Origin of the sequence: Pseudomonas sp. A34-9 (assembly GCF_029543085.1) — a bacterium.
In the GTDB taxonomy this organism is placed as follows: Bacteria; Pseudomonadota; Gammaproteobacteria; order Pseudomonadales; family Pseudomonadaceae; genus Aquipseudomonas.
In genome coordinates this window covers 5,550,904-5,569,686 of sequence record NZ_CP119967.1, presented here as the reverse complement: position 1 = coordinate 5,569,686, position 18,783 = coordinate 5,550,904, and the positions used below count along the sequence as shown (strand labels likewise).

Sequence of the window (18,783 nt, the reverse complement as noted above, 5' to 3'; positions counted from 1 at the left end):
TGAAGAGCCTTAAATGACCGACTATAAAGCCACGCTTAACCTTCCGGACACCGCCTTCCCAATGAAGGCCGGCCTGCCACAGCGCGAACCGCAGATCCTGCAGCGCTGGGACAGTATTGGCCTGTACGGAAAGTTGCGCGAGATTGGCAAGGATCGTCCGAAGTTCGTTCTGCACGACGGCCCTCCGTATGCCAACGGCACGATCCACATCGGTCACGCACTGAACAAGATTCTCAAGGACATGATCATCCGCTCGAAGACCCTGTCGGGCTTCGACGCGCCGTATGTCCCGGGTTGGGACTGCCACGGCCTGCCGATCGAGCACAAGGTTGAAGTGACCCACGGCAAGAACCTGGGCGCGGACAAGACCCGCGAACTGTGCCGTGCCTACGCCACCGAGCAGATCGAAGGGCAGAAGTCCGAATTCATCCGTCTCGGCGTGCTGGGCGACTTCGCCAACCCGTACAAGACCATGGATTTCAAGAACGAGGCCGGTGAAATCCGCGCCCTCGCTGAAATCGTCAAGGGCGGTTTTGTGTTCAAGGGCCTCAAGCCTGTGAACTGGTGCTTTGACTGCGGTTCGGCTCTGGCTGAAGCGGAAGTCGAGTACGAGAACAAGAAGTCCTCGACCATCGACGTGGCTTTCCCGATCGCTGACGAAGCCCGACTGGCTGCCGCGTTCGGCCTGCCGTCGCTGAGCAAACCGGCGTCGATCGTGATCTGGACCACCACCCCGTGGACCATCCCGGCCAACCAGGCGCTGAACGTTCACCCGGAATTCAACTACGCCCTCGTCGACATCGGCGACAAGCTGCTGGTGCTGGCTGAAGAGCTGGTCGAAGCCTGCCTGGCGCGCTACGGCGTTGAAGGTTCGGTCATCGCTACCACCACCGGTAAAGAGCTGGAACTGATCAACTTCCGTCACCCGTTCTACGACCGACTGTCGCCGGTGTATCTGGCTGACTACGTTGAACTGGGCGCTGGCACCGGCGTGGTTCACTCCGCTCCGGCCTACGGCGTGGACGACTTCGTGACCTGCAAGAAATACGGCATGGTCAACGACGACATCCTCAACCCGGTGCAGAGCAACGGCGTTTACGTGCCGTCGCTGGAATTCTTTGGCGGCCAGTTCATCTGGAAGGCCAACCCGGCGATCGTCGACAAGCTGACCGAAGTCGGTGCGCTGATGCACACCACCGTCATCGAACACAGCTACATGCACTGCTGGCGCCACAAGACCCCGCTGATCTACCGCGCCACCGCGCAGTGGTTCATCGGCATGGACAAACAGCCAACCAGCGGCGACACCCTGCGTGTACGCTCGCTCAAAGCCATCGAAGACACCAAGTTCGTGCCGGCCTGGGGCCAGGCGCGCCTGCACTCGATGATTGCCAACCGTCCGGACTGGTGCATCTCGCGTCAGCGCAACTGGGGCGTGCCGATCCCGTTCTTCCTCAACAAGGAAAGCGGCGAGCTGCACCCACGTACCGTCGAACTGATGGAAGAAGTGGCCAAACGCGTTGAAGTCGAAGGCATCGAAGCCTGGTTCAAGATGGACGCTGCCGAACTGCTCGGTGACGAAGCGCCGCTGTACGACAAGATCAGCGACACCCTCGACGTCTGGTTCGATTCGGGCACCACGCACTGGCACGTCCTGCGCGGTTCGCACCCGATGGGTCACGAGAGCGGCCCGCGCGCCGATCTGTACCTGGAAGGTTCCGACCAACACCGTGGCTGGTTCCACTCGTCGCTGCTGACCGGTTGCGCCATCGACAATCACGCGCCGTACCGCGAACTGCTGACCCACGGTTTCACCGTCGACGAAGCCGGCCGCAAGATGTCCAAATCGCTGGGCAACGTGATCGCGCCGCAGAAAGTCAACGACACCCTGGGCGCGGACATCATGCGTCTGTGGGTCGCGTCGACCGACTACTCCGGTGAAATGGCGGTTTCCGACCAGATCCTGCAACGCAGTGCGGACGCCTACCGGCGTATCCGTAACACCGCGCGTTTCCTGCTCTCGAACCTGACCGGCTTCAACCCGGCCACCGACATCCTGCCGGCCGAAGAAATGCTCGCGCTGGATCGTTGGGCGGTCGACCGTACCTTGCTGCTGCAACGCGAGCTGCAAGAGCACTACGGCGAATACCGTTTCTGGAACGTCTACTCGAAGATCCACAACTTCTGCGTGCAGGAGCTGGGCGGTTTCTACCTCGACATCATCAAGGACCGTCAGTACACCACTGGCGCCAACAGCAAGGCCCGCCGCTCGGCGCAAACCGCGCTGTTCCACATCTCCGAAGCGCTGGTGCGCTGGATCGCGCCGATCCTCGCCTTCACCGCCGACGAACTGTGGGAATACCTGCCGGGCGAGCGTAACGAATCGGTAATGCTCAACACCTGGTACGAAGGTCTGACCGAACTGCCGGCCGACGTTGAGCTGGGCCGCGACTACTGGGAACGCGTAATGGCGGTCAAGGTAGCGGTCAACAAAGAAATGGAAATCCAGCGCGCAGCGAAAGCGGTCGGTGGCAACCTGCAAGCCGAAGTGACGCTGTACGCCGAGGACGCGCTGAGCGCCGACCTGGCCAAGCTGAGCAACGAACTGCGCTTTGTCCTGATCACTTCGACGGCCAGCGTTGCACCGTTTGTACAGGCTCCGGCCGACGCGGTGGTGACTGAAGTCAGCGGCCTGAAACTGAAAATCGTCAAATCGGCCTTCCCGAAGTGCGCCCGTTGCTGGCACTGCCGTGAAGATGTCGGTGTGAACCCGGAACATCCGGAAATCTGCGGCCGTTGCGTCGACAACATCAGCGGCGCTGGCGAGGTTCGTCACTATGCCTAATGCCGTTGGCCGTTTTGGACGGTTGAGCTGGCTCTGGTTGAGTTTGCTGGTGCTGGTCATTGACCAGGCCAGCAAGTTCTACTTTGAAGGCAAGCTCGAAATGTTCCAGCAGATCGTGATCATTCCCGATTACTTCAGCTGGACCCTGGCCTACAACACCGGCGCTGCCTTCAGCTTCCTGGCTGACAGCTCCGGCTGGCAGCGCTGGCTGTTCGCCCTGATTGCGATTGTGGTCAGTGCGGTGCTGGTAGTCTGGCTCAAGCGTCTGGGCCGCAACGAGACCTGGCTGGCCGTCGCGCTGGCGCTGGTATTGGGCGGCGCGCTGGGCAATCTGTATGACCGCATTGCCTTGGGCCATGTGATCGATTTCATTCTGGTGCACTGGCAGAACCGCTGGTACTTCCCGGCGTTCAACTTCGCCGACAGCGCGATTACCGTTGGTGCGGTGATGCTGGCACTGGATATGTTCAAAAGTAAAAAAACCGGAGAAGCCGTTCATGACTGAACAGGTATTGGCTGAGCAACGCATCGGCCAGAACACGGAAGTCACCTTGCACTTTGCATTGCGCCTGGAGAACGGCGACACGGTCGACAGCACCTTCGACAAAGCCCCGGCGACCTTCAAGGTCGGCGACGGCAACCTGCTACCGGGTTTCGAAGCGGCGCTGTTCGGCTTCAAGGCCGGCGACAAGCGTACACTGACCGTCGAGCCGGAAAACGCCTTCGGCCAGCCGAACCCGCAGAACGTGCAGATCATTGCGCGTTCGCAGTTCGTCGACATGGAGCTGTCGCCGGGTTTGCTGGTGATCTTCAACGATGCGGCCAATACTGAGCTGCCAGGCGTGGTTAAAGAGTTTGATGACACGCAAGTGACCATCGACTTCAACCACCCGCTGTCGGGCAAGACGCTGACCTTTGACGTGGAAATCATTTCCGTCAAAGCGCTGTAACTGACTGTATAAGGTCAAATGTGGGAGCGAGCTTGCTCGCGAAAGCGGTGTGTCAGCTAACAGAGATGTTGAAGGTGATGCCCCCTTCGCGAGCGAGCTCGCTCCCACAGTAGTTATTCATTGTTTTCGCGCGCAAGACACGAGGCACAGCATGCAAATCAAACTCGCCAACCCCCGTGGCTTCTGCGCCGGCGTGGACCGGGCGATCGAAATCGTCAACCGCGCCCTGGAAGTCTTCGGGCCGCCGATCTACGTGCGCCATGAAGTGGTGCACAACAAGTTCGTCGTTGAAGACCTGCGCAGTCGCGGGGCGATCTTCGTCGAAGAGCTGGATCAGGTGCCGGACGATGTCATCGTGATCTTCAGTGCCCATGGCGTCTCTCAAGCCGTGCGTAACGAAGCCGCCGGCCGTGGCCTGAAAGTGTTCGACGCCACTTGCCCACTGGTGACCAAGGTGCACATCGAAGTGGCGAAATACAGCCGCGACGGTCGCGAGTGCATCCTGATCGGCCACGCCGGTCACCCGGAAGTCGAAGGCACCATGGGCCAATACGACGCCAGCAATGGCGGCGCGATCTACCTCGTCGAAGACGAGAAAGACGTGGCCGAGTTGCAGGTGCACAACCCGGAAAAACTGGCTTTCGTTACTCAGACGACGCTGTCGATGGACGACACCAGTCGCGTCATCGATGCCTTGCGCACGCGCTTCCCGGCCATCGGTGGCCCGCGCAAGGACGACATCTGCTACGCCACACAAAACCGTCAGGACGCGGTCAAGCAATTGGCCGACGAGTGCGATGTGGTGCTGGTGGTCGGCAGTCCGAACAGTTCCAACTCCAACCGTCTGCGTGAACTCGCTGAACGCATGGCCACGCCGGCCTACCTGATCGACGGTGCCGAAGACTTGCAGCAGAGCTGGTTCGAGGGCGTCGAACGTATTGGCATCACCGCCGGTGCCTCCGCGCCGGAAGTGCTGGTGCGCGGCGTGATTCAGCAATTGCAGGCCTGGGGCGCCACCGGTGCCGATGAACTGGCCGGGCGTGAAGAGAACATCACCTTCTCGATGCCTAAAGAGCTGCGCGTGCGTTCGATCTGACGCTTTTGGTTTTTTGACACAGCGCCTGTTCGGCTTTTTCGCTGGCCAGACGCACGCGACCGGTCGCCGCCAGCACTATCTGGCGCTGGCTGACCGGCTCGCGAGCCGAGCAGACATGGAGTGTCCCTGCCTGAAACGCCCGCCCGGGCATCAGTGGTTGCCCCAGACTGCTGAAACGAACGTAACGACTCACCGACCAATTGCCGACAATCGGCACCCCTGTGTCACTGACACTTTCTTGTAGCAGTGGATTGCTGCTGTCTTTCGGCCCCTTGCCGCTGATATCCAGAATGATCCGCCAGCCCTGACTCCAGTCGCCGTTGATGCCATGAATCACCACGCTCTGATTGCGCGTGATGGCCATGGTGCGAGCGTTACGAAGGCCATCGAGCAAGGCTTGCGCCGCCTGATCCCGATGATTCGATTCTTTGAGCGTCGCAAACGCCGGACTGACCAGCAGCAGAACAATTGCGCCAATCGCCAGTCCCATAAGCAGTTCGACCAGGCTGAAACCCTGTTGCGGCATGAAAACTCCCTCCGTGGAGTGTGATGAACGGCGCGCTCCGTGCGCCGGGCAGGGCAAATCAACCGACGCGGGCCGGTTGAATGTTCTAGCGTGTAGAAGCAGGTATAGCCGACGGCAACGGAGGGCATCGATGGATCTTCGTACAAAAGGTTTCACGCTGATCGAGTTGTTGGTCGCGGTAGCGATCTTCGTGATCCTGATCACCCTGGCAGTGCCGGCGTTTACCCGTTCGATACAGGGCAGCAAGGCCGACACCGAAATGGGCGACCTGCAACGGGCGATCAATTTCGCCAGACTCGAAGCCATTGATCGTGGCACTACCCTGCGCCTGCGCCCGACCGCTGGCGGCAGCGTCTGGACCGGTGAACTGTCGGTCTACGACAGTACTGGCACCCCGGCCAATGTGTTGCGGGTTGTTCCCGCGATGAGCAGCGGCGCGACTCTGACGCTACCCTCAGGAGTGACCGCACTGGATTTCAACAACCTCGGCGGCCTGGCAGCGCCGTCGACGGCGGTGACCATCAGTTACACGTTGGGGACGCAAAGCAGGACGCTGAACGTGTGTTTGAACGGACGAATTCAATTGGGTGGAACTTGCGGATGAGGGCAGGGAGTCAACACGTACAGCAGGGTATGACGCTGATCGAGGTGCTGGTCGCGTTGCTGATTCTGACGGTCGGGCTGCTAGGCGCGGCGGCGGTGCAACTCAATGCGCTGAAGTACACCGACAGTTCAAGGATGACCAGTCAGGCCAGTTTCATCGCCTACGACATGATGGACCGCATCCGCGCCAACTCCGGCGCCGACTACACCGTCACCCCGCCGACCTCGGGCAACTTGAGCGTTGCGCGAGATCAGGATCTCTACGACTTCTCGACCAATATCATCAATTTCGGTGGACCGACCGCGACCGGCACCATCACCCTCAGTCAGCGGGTGTACACCATCACGATCAACTGGAGCGATGCGCGGGCAGCCAACACTGCCAGCGCTCAACGCAGTTTCGTGCTGAGCAGTCGCGCCGCAGTCGATCCGGTGGCCACACCATGAGGCGTTTTCAGCGTGGTTTCGGCCTGATCGAAATGCTCATCGCTCTGGCACTGGGTCTCATCGTGGTGTTGGGCGTGGTGCAGATCTTCATTGCGGCGAAAAATACCTACGTCAGCCAGAACAGCGCCGCTGCGATGCAGGAAGACGCGCGGTTCGTTTTGAGCAAAATGATCCAGGAAATTCGCATGGTCGGGATGTTCGGCTGTCTTGGCACCATTACCGATTCGAGCACTGCGGGCGACTTCTACGCTGCGCAGGTCACGCCGATCAGTTGGGACAACGCCAATCTGAAACTGACGCTGGTCACCGCTGACATTGGCAACGGCGGGGGGACGCCGACCTGGACGGTGCTCTCCGATTGCCGCAACAGTGCGACGGCGTATACCGGCTTGCGATCTGCGGCGAGCGGGCAGATCGCGTTTCCGATCCGGCGTCTGATCTACAGCTTCAGCAACAATCAGATTCTTATGGGCACTGGCAGCGGTACGCCGTCCCAACAGGTGCTGGTGAACAACGTCAGTGCGTTCACCGTGATGTTCGGTCTGGCCAGTTCCGCGACGGATGTCGCCGCCTCGACTTACAGCGCCAACCCCAGCGACCCGGCACGCATCCGCAGTGTGCGCCTGAGCCTGACCCTCGCTGATCCGGGCAACCGGGTAGCCAGTCAAACCTTCAATGTGGTTGCCGCTTTGCGCAACCGCCTGCAGTGAGGGGCGCGACGATGAGGATTGCTTTCCATACCCGTCAGGCGCAGCGCGGCATGGCGCTACTGGTCAGTCTGGTGTTTTTGTTGTTGCTGACGTTGATTGGCCTGTCGTCGATGCAGAGCGCCAACCTGCAGGAAAAAATGGCCGGCAGCGTGAGTTTGCGTAATCAGTCGTTTCAAACGGCCGAGGCGGCGTTGCGAGTGGGGGAGAGTGCGGTTCAACTCGATACCTACACCTTGGCGGTGTGCAGCGGCACGACGCAATGCGCACCGCCGGCGGAGTCATCGGTGGTCAGTGCGGCGGGGCTGAATTCAACGTCGGGTGTGACCTGGATCGCTTCCGGTAATGGTTTCTATGGTGTGCAGAATATTGGCACCACGCTCACGGCAGTGAACGTACCGAGTAACACTTCGGCGACGTTGTATCGGGTCACCGCCGTGGGTATCGCCGGCACTTCGCGCAGTGTGGTGGAGAGTGTCTATGCGAAGTATTGAGCGCTGTGGATCGCTGTTGCTCGGCATGTTGCTGAGCTTGTATCTGGCGACGCCGGCCTACGCGTTTACGCCGTCTGATTCGCCGCTGTTGAGTGCGGCGGCGGTGCCACCCAACGTCATGCTGCTGATCGACGACTCGGGGAGCATGAACAGCATCATTTATGCGGCTGGATTCGACCCGACGGCTGATCGCACGCCGGCGCGGCAATGCAACGCTTTGCTTGGCTTGTGCCTGAGTTCGACGGCGATCAGTGGCGACACGATCTTTCTGTCGAGCCTGCCAACATCAGGCTGTTCCGGTGGTGCCTATGCGTTCTACAACAACAGTCTGGCGCCGTTGTGCCTGAAACTGCCGGACCCGGTGGGCAGCGGCAACACGCGTTATTCCGGGGATTACATTTCCTATGTGGTTGGCCTGGCCATCAACACCGGCACGCGTGATTTCACCACCGGGGCGATTCCCAACGACTACCGCATCAACGTCGCGCGCAACGTCTCCACGGCATTGGTCAGCAGCAACCGCACGTTGCGTATCGGCTTGTCGACGTTCAACCCGGCCACCAGCAACAACTCGGGGAATGGCGGTTTCATCGCCCGTTCGATCAGCGATCTGTCGCCGGTCAGCGGCAGCGTGACTCAGGCACAGGCCGACAGCAACTACAACGCGCTGGTCTCCTCGATCAACGGCTTGAGCGCCGTGGCCAACACGCCGTTGGCGGAAACCTATTACGAAATCACCCGCTACATGCGCGGCATGGCGCCGTACTACAACAGCACGCCCAGTACCTACACCAGCCCGATTCAGTACCGCTGTCAGAAAAACTACGGTGTGGTGATCACCGACGGTCTGCCCACCTTCGACCGAACCTTCCCGACGAATGACCCGTTGGGCGGCAGCCGTTTGCCAAACTGGGATGGCGTCAACAACGACGGTAACAACCTCAATGGCGACAACGAAGGGGACACGCTGTATCTGGATGACATTGCCAAGTTTGCCTTCGACATCGACATGCGTTCGTCTGGTACCGATGCGGCGGGCAAGAGCTGGAACGCGGTGGATTTTCCCAAGCAGAACATGAATACCTACACGGTGGGGTTCACCGCCGACAACGACATGCTGTCCGATGCCGCCAGTTATGGGCAGGGCAAGTATTACCAGGCGACCGACAGTACTGGCCTCAACGCGGCCTTGTCGTCCGCGTTGAGCGACATCACCTCCAAGGCCGGTTCGGGCGGCAGTGGCGTGACCAGCGGGACCACACTGGCCAGCGGCACCAGTTACTTTCAGACCGGTTACGACCCCAAGGACTGGCGCGGCACGATCAAATCTTTCGGCTTCACCTCAGCCGGGGCGGTGAACACCTCGACAGCACTCTGGACCACCGACACGACCATCGTGCCGGGAGCTACTGCACCGACTTATCAATCGTGGAATACCGCGAGCAATGCCGCCGTGACGCTTGCCTACGGCAACTTCGCCACCGCGCAACAGACGACACTCAGCCAAGGTTTGCCCACCGGCATCACCGGCAACGATCTGGTGGAGTGGAGCAAAGGCACCAACAAAACCGGGCTCAAGGTGCGCAGCGTGTTACTCGGCGACATCATCAACTCACCGCTGGTGCTGGCCTCACCCACAGACAAGACTGCTTCCGACCTTGCCGGTGACAGCACCTATAGCGCTTACCTGACGACCAAAGCGGCAAACATGAACGCCAGCCTGGTGGTGAACGCCAACGATGGTTTCGTCAATGTCATCAACTCGGCCAACGGCACCCGACGCTACGCCTACATGCCATCCAGTGTGTTGCCGTCGTTACGGCTGATTGCTGATCCGACCTACATCAACGGCGTCAGCCACAAGTTTCTCGTCGACGGTCAGGTCGGTGTGTTTGACGCCCAGCTAAACAGTGCCTGGAAAACGCTGGCCATTGGCGGTACCGGCGCGGGCGGCAAGACTTTTTATGCGCTGCAACTGTTCGACGCTTCGGCGGGCAATGTTTTACGCGCGTTGTGGGAGGTCAGTGCACCCGTCACTGCCAGTACCGCCAACGCATTCAATGATCTGGGTTATGCCTACGCCCGCCCGGAAGTGGCACGCTTGGCCGACGGTCGCTGGGCAGCCTTTATCGCCAATGGTTACGGGAGCAATTCCGGGGTCGCAGCGTTGTATGTGCTGGACGTACGAGACGGTTCGCTGATCAGGAAAATCGTCATCGACAGTACGGAAACCACCAACGGGTTGTCCTCGGTAAAACTCAAGGTCAACTCACAGAACGTCGTGCAGGCTGCCTATGGCGGTGACTTGAAAGGGCGTTTGTGGAAGTTCGACTTGAGTGCGACGTCGACGGACAGTTGGGGTGTAGCGTTTTCCGGCAAGCCGTTATTCACCACGGCGGGCGGGGCGACTCAACCGATTACCGCGCAACCGCTGCTGGCGGACAACGCGCTCGGTGGCAAACAGATTTTTGTCGGCACCGGCAAGTTCAACGAAACCGCCGACAAGACCAACAAGGATCAGCAGGCGTTCTATTCGGTGTGGGATGCCGACGGAGGTTCGGGCCAGCTCACCGTCAGCAGTCTGCAGGCACAGGCGGTTACCGGAGTTTTTTCCGGCAGTTCCGGGCAGTTCGTGACGACGACGCAAAACGACACGACCTATCCGGGAGAAAAGGGCTGGTATCTGCCGTTGGTGTATAACAACGCCCTGACCGGCGAGCGGGTGATCAATCAGGCCAGTCTGGTGCTGGGGCGGATCATCTTCACCACGGCGAGCGTCGACACGACCGATCCCTGTTCCAGTTTCGGCACCGGCAAGTTGGTCGAACTCGATGCGTTCAGCGGTAAGATGCTCAACTACGCGGTGCTCGACACCAATGCCGATGGCGTAGTCGACAGCAACGACACGATTTCCAGTGGTGTGGTGTTCACCGGCGGCATTCCAACCCTGAATGCCATCGTCAACGGTGCCACGCGCAAGATTGTGAATGACTCCAGCGGTGGCATTACCACGCTGGTGGAAAAGTCCGGCGGTGGCAGCCGTCGTATCATGTGGCGACAAATACAGTAAGCGAGAGTTTGAGGCATGCGCAGATCCAACCGAGGCTTTACCCTGATCGAAATCATGATCGTGATTGCGATCATCGGGATCGTCATCACCATCGCCGCACCGAGCTATACCGAGTACCTGAAAAAGGGCCGGCGTGCCGAAGTGGTGTCGCTGCTCTCGGAGCAGGCGCAAACCCTCGAACGGTTCTACACCAAGAACAATGTCTACACCGGCATCACCGGGCTCAGCACGGGCAATGACTTCTACACCCTCACCCCGACCATCGCTGACCAGACCTTCCTGCTGACCGCCACCCGTAAAACGGGTACGTCGATGGCCACCGACAAGTGCGGGGATTTCACCCTGACCAACACCGGTGTCCGAAGCATGAACAACGCGACCACCGGGCTGACCACCAAGGATTGCTGGGGCCGCTGAGGCGCTTTTTTCGGGTGCCTTTTGCGCCCATTGTCTTTTTTACGGTTGGATCAAACATGACCAGGCAACAGCAAGTGGTGATTGTCGGTGGCGGGGTGATTGGCCTGCTGACCGCCTACAATCTCGCCTCTGAAGTGCGCAGCGTGGTGCTGCTGGATCGTTCGAACCTCGGCCAGGAGTCGTCTTGGGCGGGCGGCGGTATCGTTTCGCCGCTGTATCCGTGGCGCTACAGCCCGGCAGTCACCGCGCTGGCGCACTGGTCGCAGGATTTTTATCCACAGCTCGGCGAGCGTTTGTTTGCCGATACCGGGGTCGATCCTGAGGTTCACACCACTGGCCTGTACTGGCTGGACCTGGACGACGAAGCTGAAGCGCTGGCCTGGGCCAGGCGAGAAAATCGTCCGCTGCGGGCTGTGGATATCTCGGCAGCGCACGATGCGGTGCCGGTGCTCGGCGGTGGGTTTTCGCGGGCAATCCATATGGCTGATGTCGCCAACGTGCGCAATCCGCGTCTGGTGAAGTCGCTGAAAGCGGCCTTGCAGGCGCTACCGAACGTGACGATTCACGAACAGTGCGAAGTCAGCGGGTTTATTCGCGAGAACGGGCGAGTTGTTGGCGTCGAGACGTCGAAGGGTGTGATCAACGGTGATCAGGTCGTGCTGACTGCCGGGGCGTGGAGCGGTGATCTGCTCAAGACGCTGGACCTGATACTGCCGGTCGAGCCAGTCAAAGGCCAGATGATTCTCTATAAATGTGCGGCGGATTTCCTGCCGAGCATGGTGCTGGCCAAGGGGCGTTATGCGATTCCCCGTCGCGACGGCCACATTCTGATTGGCAGTACACTGGAGCACGAAGGCTACGACAAGACGCCGACCGAGGTAGCACTGGAAAGTCTCAAGGCTTCGGCGGTGGAATTATTGCCAGCGCTGGCGGCTGCCGAAGTGGTCGGGCACTGGGCGGGGTTGCGTCCGGGTTCGCCGGAGGGCATTCCGTATATTGGCCAGGTGCCGGGGTTTGACGGGTTGTGGCTGAACTGCGGGCATTACCGCAATGGGTTAGTGCTGGCGCCGGCGTCGTGTCAGTTGTTTGCCGATGTGATGCTGGGAAGGGCGCCGATTATTGATCCGGCGCCGTATGCACCGGAAGGCCGCATTTAGTCAGATATTTCTCTGTAGCCTGGCAGATCGCTTTCGCGAGCAGGCTCACTCCTACAGGGATCTCGGGTGTTCACAATATGTGAATTAAACGAGGATCCAATGTAGGAGTGAGTCTGCTCGCGATGGGGCCCTCAATCCAGGCCCAATTTCTTCAGCCGATAGCGCATCGACCTGAACGAAAGACTCAAGCGCTGCGCCGCCGCCGTACGATTCCAGCGTGTCTCCTCCAGCGCCTGCAGAATCAGCTTCCTCTCGACGTTCTCCAGATAATCTTCCAGATTGTCGATCTGCGTCAGATCGGCAATCCCGCCATCCGCCGCGCAGTTGCCTTCACTCAGACGCAAATCCTGCGCCTCGATCGTCCGGTTTTCACACAAGGTGTGCGCCCGTTCGAGCACGTTCTCCAACTCCCGCACATTGCCCGGAAACCGGTAGTTCTTCAGCGCTTCCAGAGCCTGCGGATGCAAGCGAGCTGGCGGTTGGCCGGTGTCCTTGGCCAGACGCTTCAGCATATTGGCCGCAAGCACTTCAATGTCATCACGGCGCTCGCGCAGGGGCGGCACGCGCAGTTCGATGACGTTCAAGCGGTAATAAAGGTCCTGACGAAAGCGTTCGGCCGCGACCTCTGCATCGAGATCCTTGTGCGTAGCACAAAGGATCCGCACATCGACCACGCTTTCCTGCTGTCCGCCGACACTGCGCACGGCTTTTTCCTGAATCGCCCGCAGCAGTTTGACTTGCATCGACAACGGCAAGTCCGCCACTTCATCAAGAAACAACGTGCCGCCATTGGCTGCCTGAAACAGCCCGGGCTTGTCCTCGACCGCGCCCGTGAAACTGCCTTTACGATGGCCGAAAAACTCGCTTTCCATCAGCTCCGAGGGGATTGCCCCGCAGTTGACCGGCACGAACGGCTGGCTGGCGCGCGGCCCCTGCTCATGAATCAGGCGGGCGACCAGTTCCTTGCCACTGCCCGACTCGCCACTGATGTACACCGGTGCCTGACTGCGAGCGAGTTTGTCGATTTGCTTGCGCAGACTGCGCATCGGCGGCGAATCGCCCAGCAAGCGTCGGTCAATCGTTGTAAAGCTGCCTCCTGCCGCCGGCATGCGCAAAGCCGTGCCGACCAGTTCGCGCAGGCGGGTGAGGTCCACCGGTTTGGTGAGAAAGTCGAAAGCACCGGCCTTCAACGCGTTGATGGCCGTTTCCAGACTGCCATAGGCGGTGATCATCGCGACGGGCAGTTGTGGATAACGTTGCTGAATGTGCTGCACCAGTTCCAGTCCCGTACCGTCGGGCAGGCGCATGTCGGTCAGGCACAGGTCGAAGCTCTCGCGGTTCAGCAGCGTCTGGGCTTCAGCCAGATTGCGCGCGCTGAAGGTGTCGAGTTTCATCCGTCCCAGGGTGATTTCCAGGAGTTCGCGGATGTCCGGTTCGTCGTCGACGATGAGGATTTTTTGCCGTGGGCTCGTATTCAACTTTGTTTCCGTCCGTGAGCAAAGGTGATGCGAAAGCAGCCGCCGCCTTGGCGTGATTGAAAGTCTAGGCGCGCTTGGTTGCTTTCGCACAGCTCACGGGACAGATAAAGCCCAAGGCCGGTGCCCTGGCTGCTGGTGGTGAAGAACGGTTCGAACAGATGCGTCTGTTCATCGGCAGGCACGCCGGGGCCGTTGTCCTGCACTTCGAGGACCGCCAGCTGGCTGTCGGGGTCGATGAACAGGGCCAGCCAGACTTGCGCCTGATCGTGCAGCAGGGCGCTGTGGCGCCAGCCGTTGCGTAACAGGTTGTCGAGAATTTGCGTGAGCTGGTTGGGGTCCATCAACGTGGTGAAATCCCCCGAATTGACTCGCAGGTGAATCTGCTGGCGCTCGCTGGCCTGTTCGCGGCTTTCAGCAACGAAGTTTTCCAGCCACGGCTTGAGATCCAGCCGTTGCGGGGCGCTCTGTTGGCGGCGGGACAGTTGCAGGACGTTTTCGATGACTCGGTTCATGCGCTGGGAGTGGTCTTGAATGATCTGTGTCAGACGCCGGTCCGCGCTGTCGAGTTCCTCGGATTCAGCCAATAGCTGTGCGGCGTGACTGATGGCTCCCAGTGGATTGCGGATCTCATGGGAGATGCCAGCGGTCAGTCGCCCCAGCGCAGCGAGTTTCAGTTGCTGAGCCTGTTGGGCGATTTGCGCGAGGTCTTCGAGAAACACCAGGGTTTGCTGGTTTGGGCTTTGTTCGAGGGCGATGAAACTCGGTTGCAGCTCCAGGCCGTTGCCGGGGATTTTCAGGCTCTGTGGGCGCAGGGTCGGGTTATTCATCCACAGTTGCAGGCGATCAACCAGCGCCGTCGAATAGTCATCGATCAGATGTCCCTGAAGATGCGATTGCGCGAGCAGGGTTTGCGCGCTGTGGTTGGCCAGTTGCACCCGACGCTCCTCGTCGAGCACCAGAATGCCGGTGCGCATGCGTTGCAGGATCAGCGCGTTGAGGGCTTCGAGCCCCACCACTTCGCTGGCGCGTTGCTCGGCCAAGGTTTCGCTGACCTCCAGGCGCCGAATCAAGCCTTGCACCAACAGCGAGGCGGCAAAGCACAGCGCGCCGAGGGTGCCGGCCTGCAAGTATTCATTGGCGCTCAGGGGGTGGCTGAAACTCAGCAGAAAGCTCAAGGCGACGATGCCCAGAGCGCCGATCGCGGCGATCAACAGACCAATTCGACGACGCAGCAAGGTATTGCTGATCGCCACCGAGACAATCAGCAAGTTGCCGAGAGCACTGGCCACGCCACCGGCCGCATAGAACAGAGCGCAGAGCAACAGCACATCGACCAGCGCCAGGCTGAACAACTGGGCCGGGCGTCGGGTATTTTCAAGAAAGACCACGAGCAGAATGTTGAGAACGAGGTACAGCCAACTGCCACCGCGCAGCAATTCGTCATTGGCCGACGTCAGCAGGCGATTGTCCATGTTGCTGGAGATCAGCAGCACCAGCGTGATGCCGATGCTTAAGCGGTAGAGATGATAAAGGCGCAGCAGGCGCTGCGCCTGTTTGCTGTCGGCGTGGGTGGCCTCAGCGATCACGGGTACCCGGGCCTTGCTCAAGGTGAGCCTGGCTGCAATACCACTGTTGTTGCACACTCAATGCGCGATCACGCGGCAAATGCACACCGCAGTGGGCGCAACGCACCATCGGCGGCGCGTCCTGCTCGCGCGGGGCACGATTGGATTGATTGGACGCGGCAGGCGCCTTGAATTTACGCCACAACCATATTGCGGCGAAAATCACGACGATCCAGAACAATAAACGAAGCATGATGAGCGGCTTTCCGACTGATGATCCGGCAGTTTAGCCAAGCTCCCGACAAGCGCACAGCCTATTAACGTGCGGCAATAAAAAAGGGAGATCCGCAGATCTCCCTTTTTCAGTGCAACCGGTGTGATCAGTCGAACACGCCGAAAGTCATGTAGCTGAACCACGAGCGGTCGGTGTTGCTCGATTCTGGTTCCGGCTCTTCGATCACGTCGCCGTTTTCGTCTTTAGGCTTGAGCTCGTTCGGGATCGCGTCTTTCGCGTCCTGGAACTGCTTCTGCACGTCCTGGTTGGCGCGGGTTTCGCCCGGCGGCAGCGGTGGACGCGACTCGATCAGACCCAGCGTCGCCTTGCTCAGGAACGAACGGTTGTCGGCTTCGGCAACCCGTGGCACGAACTGACCGTCCTGCAGGCTCGGGTGGTTCGGGTAGTTGAGCTTCAGGGTTTCCAGGCTGGTGGCCGCCAGTTCGTCCAGGTGCAGACGCTGATAGGCTTCAGTCATCACCGCCAGGCCGTCGCCGACCGATGGGGTTTCCTGAAAGTTTTCCACTACGTAACGGCCACGGTTGGCAGCGGCTACATACGCCTGACGGGTCAGGTAGTAGTCGGCCACGTGGATTTCGTAGGCGGCCAGCAGGTTGCGCAGGTAGATCATGCGCTGCTTGGCGTCCGGCGCGTAGCGGCTGTTGGGGTAGCGGCTGGTCAGCTGGGCGAACTCGTTGTACGAGTCGCGGGCGGCGCCCGGGTCACGCTTGGTCATGTCCAGCGGCAGGAAGCGCGCCAGCAGGCCGACGTCCTGGTCGAAAGAAGTCAGACCTTTCAGGTAGTAGGCGTAATCCACGTTCGGGTGCTGCGGATGCAAACGAATGAAACGCTCGGCGGCGGATTTTGCAGCTTCCGGCTCGGCGTTCTTATAGTTGGCGTAGATCAGCTCCAGCTGTGCCTGATCGGCGTAGCGACCGAACGGATAACGCGACTCCAGAGCCTTCAGCTTGGCTGTGGCGCTGGTGTAGCTGTTGTTGTCCAGGTCAGTCTGAGCCTGCTGATACAGCTCGGCTTCGCTGAGGTTTTCGTCTACGACTTCCTTCGATGAGCAAGCAGCGGTCAATGCGAGGATGGCGATCAGCAGCAGGTGTTTCACTTGCATGGCGGCTTGCGTCCCTATGACGGCCGCTGTCTTGGGCGGGGCCGTCCTGTTATGATGAGCGCCCCGTTGAAAAGCCTCGGGGCAAAAGACGCCGTATTTAACCACAAGCGCGCAGCCGAAACCAAAAGCTGTGCCGACGCACAGTCAGAGCATGTCCGATAAAATTGAACTTCGCGCAGAGGTGCCGTCCGAATTGGGCGGCCAACGCCTCGATCAAGTCGCTGCCCAACTCTTCGCTGAGCACTCTCGCTCGCGCCTTTCCGCCTGGATCAAAGAAGGTCGCCTGACTGTGGACGGGGCGGTCATCCGTCCTCGCGACATCGTGCACGGTGGTGCCATACTTGAGTTGACTGCCGAGCAGGAAGCCCAGGGTGAATGGATCGCCCAGGACATCGAGCTCGACATCGTCTATGAAGACGACGACATTCTGGTGATCAACAAGCCTGCGGGCCTGGTGGTACACCCGGCTGCCGGTCACGCCGATGGCACCTTGCTCAACGCCTTGCTGCACCACGTGCCGGACATCATCAATGTCCCGCGCGCCGGTATCGTGCATCGTCTGGACAAGGACACCACCGGTCTGATGGTGGTGGCCAAGACCATTCAGGCGCAGACCAAGCTGGTGACTCAACTGCAGAGCCGCAGCGTCAGCCGCATCTATGAGTGCATCGTGATCGGTGTCGTGACCGCCGGTGGCAAGATCAACGCCCCGATCGGTCGTCACGGCCAGCAGCGCCAGCGCATGGCGGTGATGGAAGGTGGCAAGCCTGCCGTCAGCCACTACCGTGTGCTGGAGCGCTTCCGTTCCCACACCCACGTACGGGTGAAACTGGAAACCGGTCGTACTCACCAGATTCGCGTACACATGTCGCACATCAACTTCCCGTTGGTCGGCGATCCGGCGTACGGCGGTCGTTTCCGCATTCCGCCGGCGGCAAACCCGACGATGGTTGAGTCCCTCAAGCATTTCCCGCGTCAGGCCCTGCACGCGCGTTTCCTTGAGCTGGATCATCCGACGACCGGTGTGCGCATGAGCTGGGAATCGCCGCTGCCAGAAGATTTCGTCTGGCTGCTGACCCTGCTCAAGCAGGATCGCGAGGCCTTCATCGGATGAACTGGCTGACGCCGGACTGGCCCGCGCCGGCCAGCGTCAAAGCCTGCGTCACCACCCGCGAGGGCGGTGTCAGCGTGGCGCCGTTCGACAGCCTCAATCTGGGCGATCATGTCGATGATCGGCCTGAGGCGGTTGCCGAGAACCGACGGCGGCTGACCGATCACTTCTCTATACAGCCTGCCTGGTTGCAGCAAGTGCACGGGATTGCCGTGGCGCATGCCGATCCGGGCATTGTTGCGACCGCAGATGCCAGTTGGACGGCAACGCCCGGTATCGCCTGTGCGGCGATGACGGCGGATTGCTTGCCGGCATTGTTCTGCGATCGTGCGGGTACTCGCGTTGCCGCTGCGCACGCCGGTTGGCGTGGTCTGGCGGCAGGTGTGCTGGAAGCGACGCTCGACAGCCTCGATGTCCCGGCAGAAGACGTGCTGGTCTGGCTGGGGCCCGCCATCGGCCCGAAAGCCTTTGAAGTCGGCCCGGAAGTGCGGGAAGTCTTCATCAATCAGTTGTCTGCAGCAGCCGATGCCTTTGTACCGAGCAGCAATGCCGGCAAGTTCATGGCTGACATCTATAAGCTGGCGCGCCTGCGTCTGGCGGTTCGAGGTGTCACTGCTGTTTATGGTGGCGGTTTCTGCACCGTGACCGACCCACGCTTCTTCTCTTATCGCCGTGCCCCGCGCACGGGTCGCTTCGCCTCCCTTATCTGGCTTGAGGCGCCCAGCCTCACAAATACGATTCCTTTTTGACGGCGTCTGTTTTTCGTCATGCTGCGTTGCCGCTTCTCGCCATAGCGGGCTATGACTCGTCGCGGCGCCTTGCCTGACGAAAACAGCCACTCGTCAAAAGAGGATCGTATTTGCGAAGCTGGGCGCCCGCTAGACTTGCCTGACCTGAATCAATCCTCTGACGCTTGAATC

At 60.2% G+C, this 18,783-nt stretch carries 18 protein-coding genes; 13 read left to right on the top strand and 5 right to left on the bottom strand.

Annotation, left to right across the window (positions count from 1 at the left end):
• The first annotated feature begins 13 nt into the window (after positions 1-13).
• From ileS to ispH, 4 genes are all read left to right on the top strand, one after another.
• Complete coding sequence (gene ileS, locus P3G59_RS24890; RefSeq protein ID WP_277759353.1) at positions 14-2,845, top strand: isoleucine--tRNA ligase; 2,832 nt, start codon at positions 14-16, stop codon at positions 2,843-2,845.
• Entirely contained in the window at positions 2,838-3,350 is a 513-nt protein-coding gene (lspA, locus tag P3G59_RS24885) for a signal peptidase II (RefSeq protein ID WP_007909836.1), read from the top strand. The genes ileS and lspA overlap by 8 nt, the downstream gene beginning before the upstream one ends.
• 7 nt (positions 3,351-3,357) lie before the next feature.
• Positions 3,358-3,795 carry an FKBP-type peptidyl-prolyl cis-trans isomerase gene (fkpB, locus tag P3G59_RS24880; protein WP_277762202.1) on the top strand — a complete coding sequence of 146 codons (438 nt, stop codon included), beginning with the start codon at positions 3,358-3,360 and terminating at the stop codon, positions 3,793-3,795.
• Between the two features lie 151 nt (positions 3,796-3,946).
• Positions 3,947-4,891: a 4-hydroxy-3-methylbut-2-enyl diphosphate reductase gene (ispH, locus tag P3G59_RS24875; protein WP_277759352.1), complete on the top strand. Its 945-nt coding sequence runs from the start codon at positions 3,947-3,949 to the stop codon at positions 4,889-4,891.
• Here ispH and P3G59_RS24870 read toward each other — a convergent pair.
• Entirely contained in the window at positions 4,863-5,417 is a 555-nt protein-coding gene (locus P3G59_RS24870; RefSeq protein WP_277759351.1) for a GspH/FimT family pseudopilin, read from the bottom strand. The genes ispH and P3G59_RS24870 overlap by 29 nt on opposite strands.
• Positions 5,418-5,547: 130 nt before the next feature.
• Between P3G59_RS24870 and P3G59_RS24865 the strand changes: the two genes are divergently transcribed.
• From P3G59_RS24865 to thiO, 7 genes are read left to right on the top strand one after another with little or no spacing between them, the layout of a single operon-like run.
• A complete protein-coding gene (locus P3G59_RS24865; protein ID WP_277759350.1) occupies positions 5,548-6,021 on the top strand; it encodes a GspH/FimT family pseudopilin in 474 nt (157 codons plus the stop codon).
• The gene (gene pilV, locus P3G59_RS24860) at positions 6,018-6,467 is read left to right on the top strand and encodes a type IV pilus modification protein PilV (protein WP_277759349.1); all 450 of its coding nucleotides are present in this window, start codon (positions 6,018-6,020) and stop codon (positions 6,465-6,467) included. Before P3G59_RS24865 ends, pilV begins: the two co-directional genes overlap by 4 nt.
• Complete coding sequence (locus tag P3G59_RS24855) at positions 6,464-7,177, top strand: prepilin-type N-terminal cleavage/methylation domain-containing protein (RefSeq protein WP_277759348.1); 714 nt, start codon at positions 6,464-6,466, stop codon at positions 7,175-7,177. The genes pilV and P3G59_RS24855 overlap by 4 nt, the downstream gene beginning before the upstream one ends.
• An 11-nt stretch (positions 7,178-7,188) precedes the next feature.
• Positions 7,189-7,668, top strand: coding sequence for a PilX N-terminal domain-containing pilus assembly protein (locus tag P3G59_RS24850; RefSeq protein WP_277759347.1), 480 nt, complete (start codon positions 7,189-7,191; stop codon positions 7,666-7,668).
• Positions 7,655-10,738 carry a PilC/PilY family type IV pilus protein gene (locus P3G59_RS24845; RefSeq protein ID WP_277759346.1) on the top strand — a complete coding sequence of 1,028 codons (3,084 nt, stop codon included), beginning with the start codon at positions 7,655-7,657 and terminating at the stop codon, positions 10,736-10,738. Before P3G59_RS24850 ends, P3G59_RS24845 begins: the two co-directional genes overlap by 14 nt.
• A 15-nt stretch (positions 10,739-10,753) precedes the next feature.
• Positions 10,754-11,155 carry a type IV pilin protein gene (locus P3G59_RS24840; protein WP_277759345.1) on the top strand — a complete coding sequence of 134 codons (402 nt, stop codon included), beginning with the start codon at positions 10,754-10,756 and terminating at the stop codon, positions 11,153-11,155.
• Between the two features lie 56 nt (positions 11,156-11,211).
• Positions 11,212-12,312, top strand: coding sequence for a glycine oxidase ThiO (gene thiO, locus P3G59_RS24835; protein WP_277759344.1), 1,101 nt, complete (start codon positions 11,212-11,214; stop codon positions 12,310-12,312).
• Positions 12,313-12,443: 131 nt separating this feature from the next.
• Here thiO and P3G59_RS24830 read toward each other — a convergent pair whose 3' ends face one another.
• From P3G59_RS24830 to P3G59_RS24815, 4 genes are all read right to left on the bottom strand, one after another.
• On the bottom strand, positions 12,444-13,790 hold the full coding sequence (locus P3G59_RS24830) for a sigma-54 dependent transcriptional regulator (protein WP_277759343.1): 1,347 nt from the start codon (positions 13,788-13,790) through the stop codon (positions 12,444-12,446).
• Positions 13,787-15,376 carry an ATP-binding protein gene (locus P3G59_RS24825; protein ID WP_277759342.1) on the bottom strand — a complete coding sequence of 530 codons (1,590 nt, stop codon included), beginning with the start codon at positions 15,374-15,376 and terminating at the stop codon, positions 13,787-13,789. Before P3G59_RS24825 ends, P3G59_RS24830 begins: the two co-directional genes overlap by 4 nt.
• Positions 15,366-15,608, bottom strand: a complete 243-nt coding sequence (locus tag P3G59_RS24820) for a PP0621 family protein (RefSeq protein WP_093434843.1) — start codon at positions 15,606-15,608, stop codon at positions 15,366-15,368. The genes P3G59_RS24825 and P3G59_RS24820 overlap by 11 nt, the downstream gene beginning before the upstream one ends.
• 127 nt (positions 15,609-15,735) lie before the next feature.
• Positions 15,736-16,752: an outer membrane protein assembly factor BamD gene (locus P3G59_RS24815; RefSeq protein ID WP_007909854.1), complete on the bottom strand. Its 1,017-nt coding sequence runs from the start codon at positions 16,750-16,752 to the stop codon at positions 15,736-15,738.
• Positions 16,753-16,903: 151 nt separating this feature from the next.
• Here P3G59_RS24815 and rluD point away from each other — a divergent pair, with 151 nt between their 5' ends.
• Both rluD and pgeF read left to right on the top strand, forming a co-directional pair.
• Positions 16,904-17,866, top strand: coding sequence for a 23S rRNA pseudouridine(1911/1915/1917) synthase RluD (gene rluD, locus P3G59_RS24810; RefSeq protein ID WP_122592797.1), 963 nt, complete (start codon positions 16,904-16,906; stop codon positions 17,864-17,866).
• Complete coding sequence (gene pgeF / locus P3G59_RS24805; protein WP_277759341.1) at positions 17,863-18,612, top strand: peptidoglycan editing factor PgeF; 750 nt, start codon at positions 17,863-17,865, stop codon at positions 18,610-18,612. Before rluD ends, pgeF begins: the two co-directional genes overlap by 4 nt.
• The last annotated feature ends 171 nt before the right edge of the window (positions 18,613-18,783 follow it).

Coding starts and splice junctions, on each gene's coding strand:
- P3G59_RS24865 (WP_277759350.1), top strand. CDS start 5,548: ATGGATCTTCGTACAAAAGGTTTCACGCTGATCGAGTTGTTGGTCGCG.
- P3G59_RS24870 (WP_277759351.1), bottom strand. CDS start 5,417: ATGCCGCAACAGGGTTTCAGCCTGGTCGAACTGCTTATGGGACTGGCG.
- ispH (WP_277759352.1), top strand. CDS start 3,947: ATGCAAATCAAACTCGCCAACCCCCGTGGCTTCTGCGCCGGCGTGGAC.
- pgeF (WP_277759341.1), top strand. CDS start 17,863: ATGAACTGGCTGACGCCGGACTGGCCCGCGCCGGCCAGCGTCAAAGCC.
- P3G59_RS24815 (WP_007909854.1), bottom strand. CDS start 16,752: ATGCAAGTGAAACACCTGCTGCTGATCGCCATCCTCGCATTGACCGCT.
- P3G59_RS24840 (WP_277759345.1), top strand. CDS start 10,754: ATGCGCAGATCCAACCGAGGCTTTACCCTGATCGAAATCATGATCGTG.
- pilV (WP_277759349.1), top strand. CDS start 6,018: ATGAGGGCAGGGAGTCAACACGTACAGCAGGGTATGACGCTGATCGAG.
- P3G59_RS24855 (WP_277759348.1), top strand. CDS start 6,464: ATGAGGCGTTTTCAGCGTGGTTTCGGCCTGATCGAAATGCTCATCGCT.
- thiO (WP_277759344.1), top strand. CDS start 11,212: ATGACCAGGCAACAGCAAGTGGTGATTGTCGGTGGCGGGGTGATTGGC.
- rluD (WP_122592797.1), top strand. CDS start 16,904: ATGTCCGATAAAATTGAACTTCGCGCAGAGGTGCCGTCCGAATTGGGC.
- ileS (WP_277759353.1), top strand. CDS start 14: ATGACCGACTATAAAGCCACGCTTAACCTTCCGGACACCGCCTTCCCA.
- P3G59_RS24820 (WP_093434843.1), bottom strand. CDS start 15,608: ATGCTTCGTTTATTGTTCTGGATCGTCGTGATTTTCGCCGCAATATGG.
- P3G59_RS24850 (WP_277759347.1), top strand. CDS start 7,189: ATGAGGATTGCTTTCCATACCCGTCAGGCGCAGCGCGGCATGGCGCTA.
- lspA (WP_007909836.1), top strand. CDS start 2,838: ATGCCTAATGCCGTTGGCCGTTTTGGACGGTTGAGCTGGCTCTGGTTG.
- P3G59_RS24845 (WP_277759346.1), top strand. CDS start 7,655: ATGCGAAGTATTGAGCGCTGTGGATCGCTGTTGCTCGGCATGTTGCTG.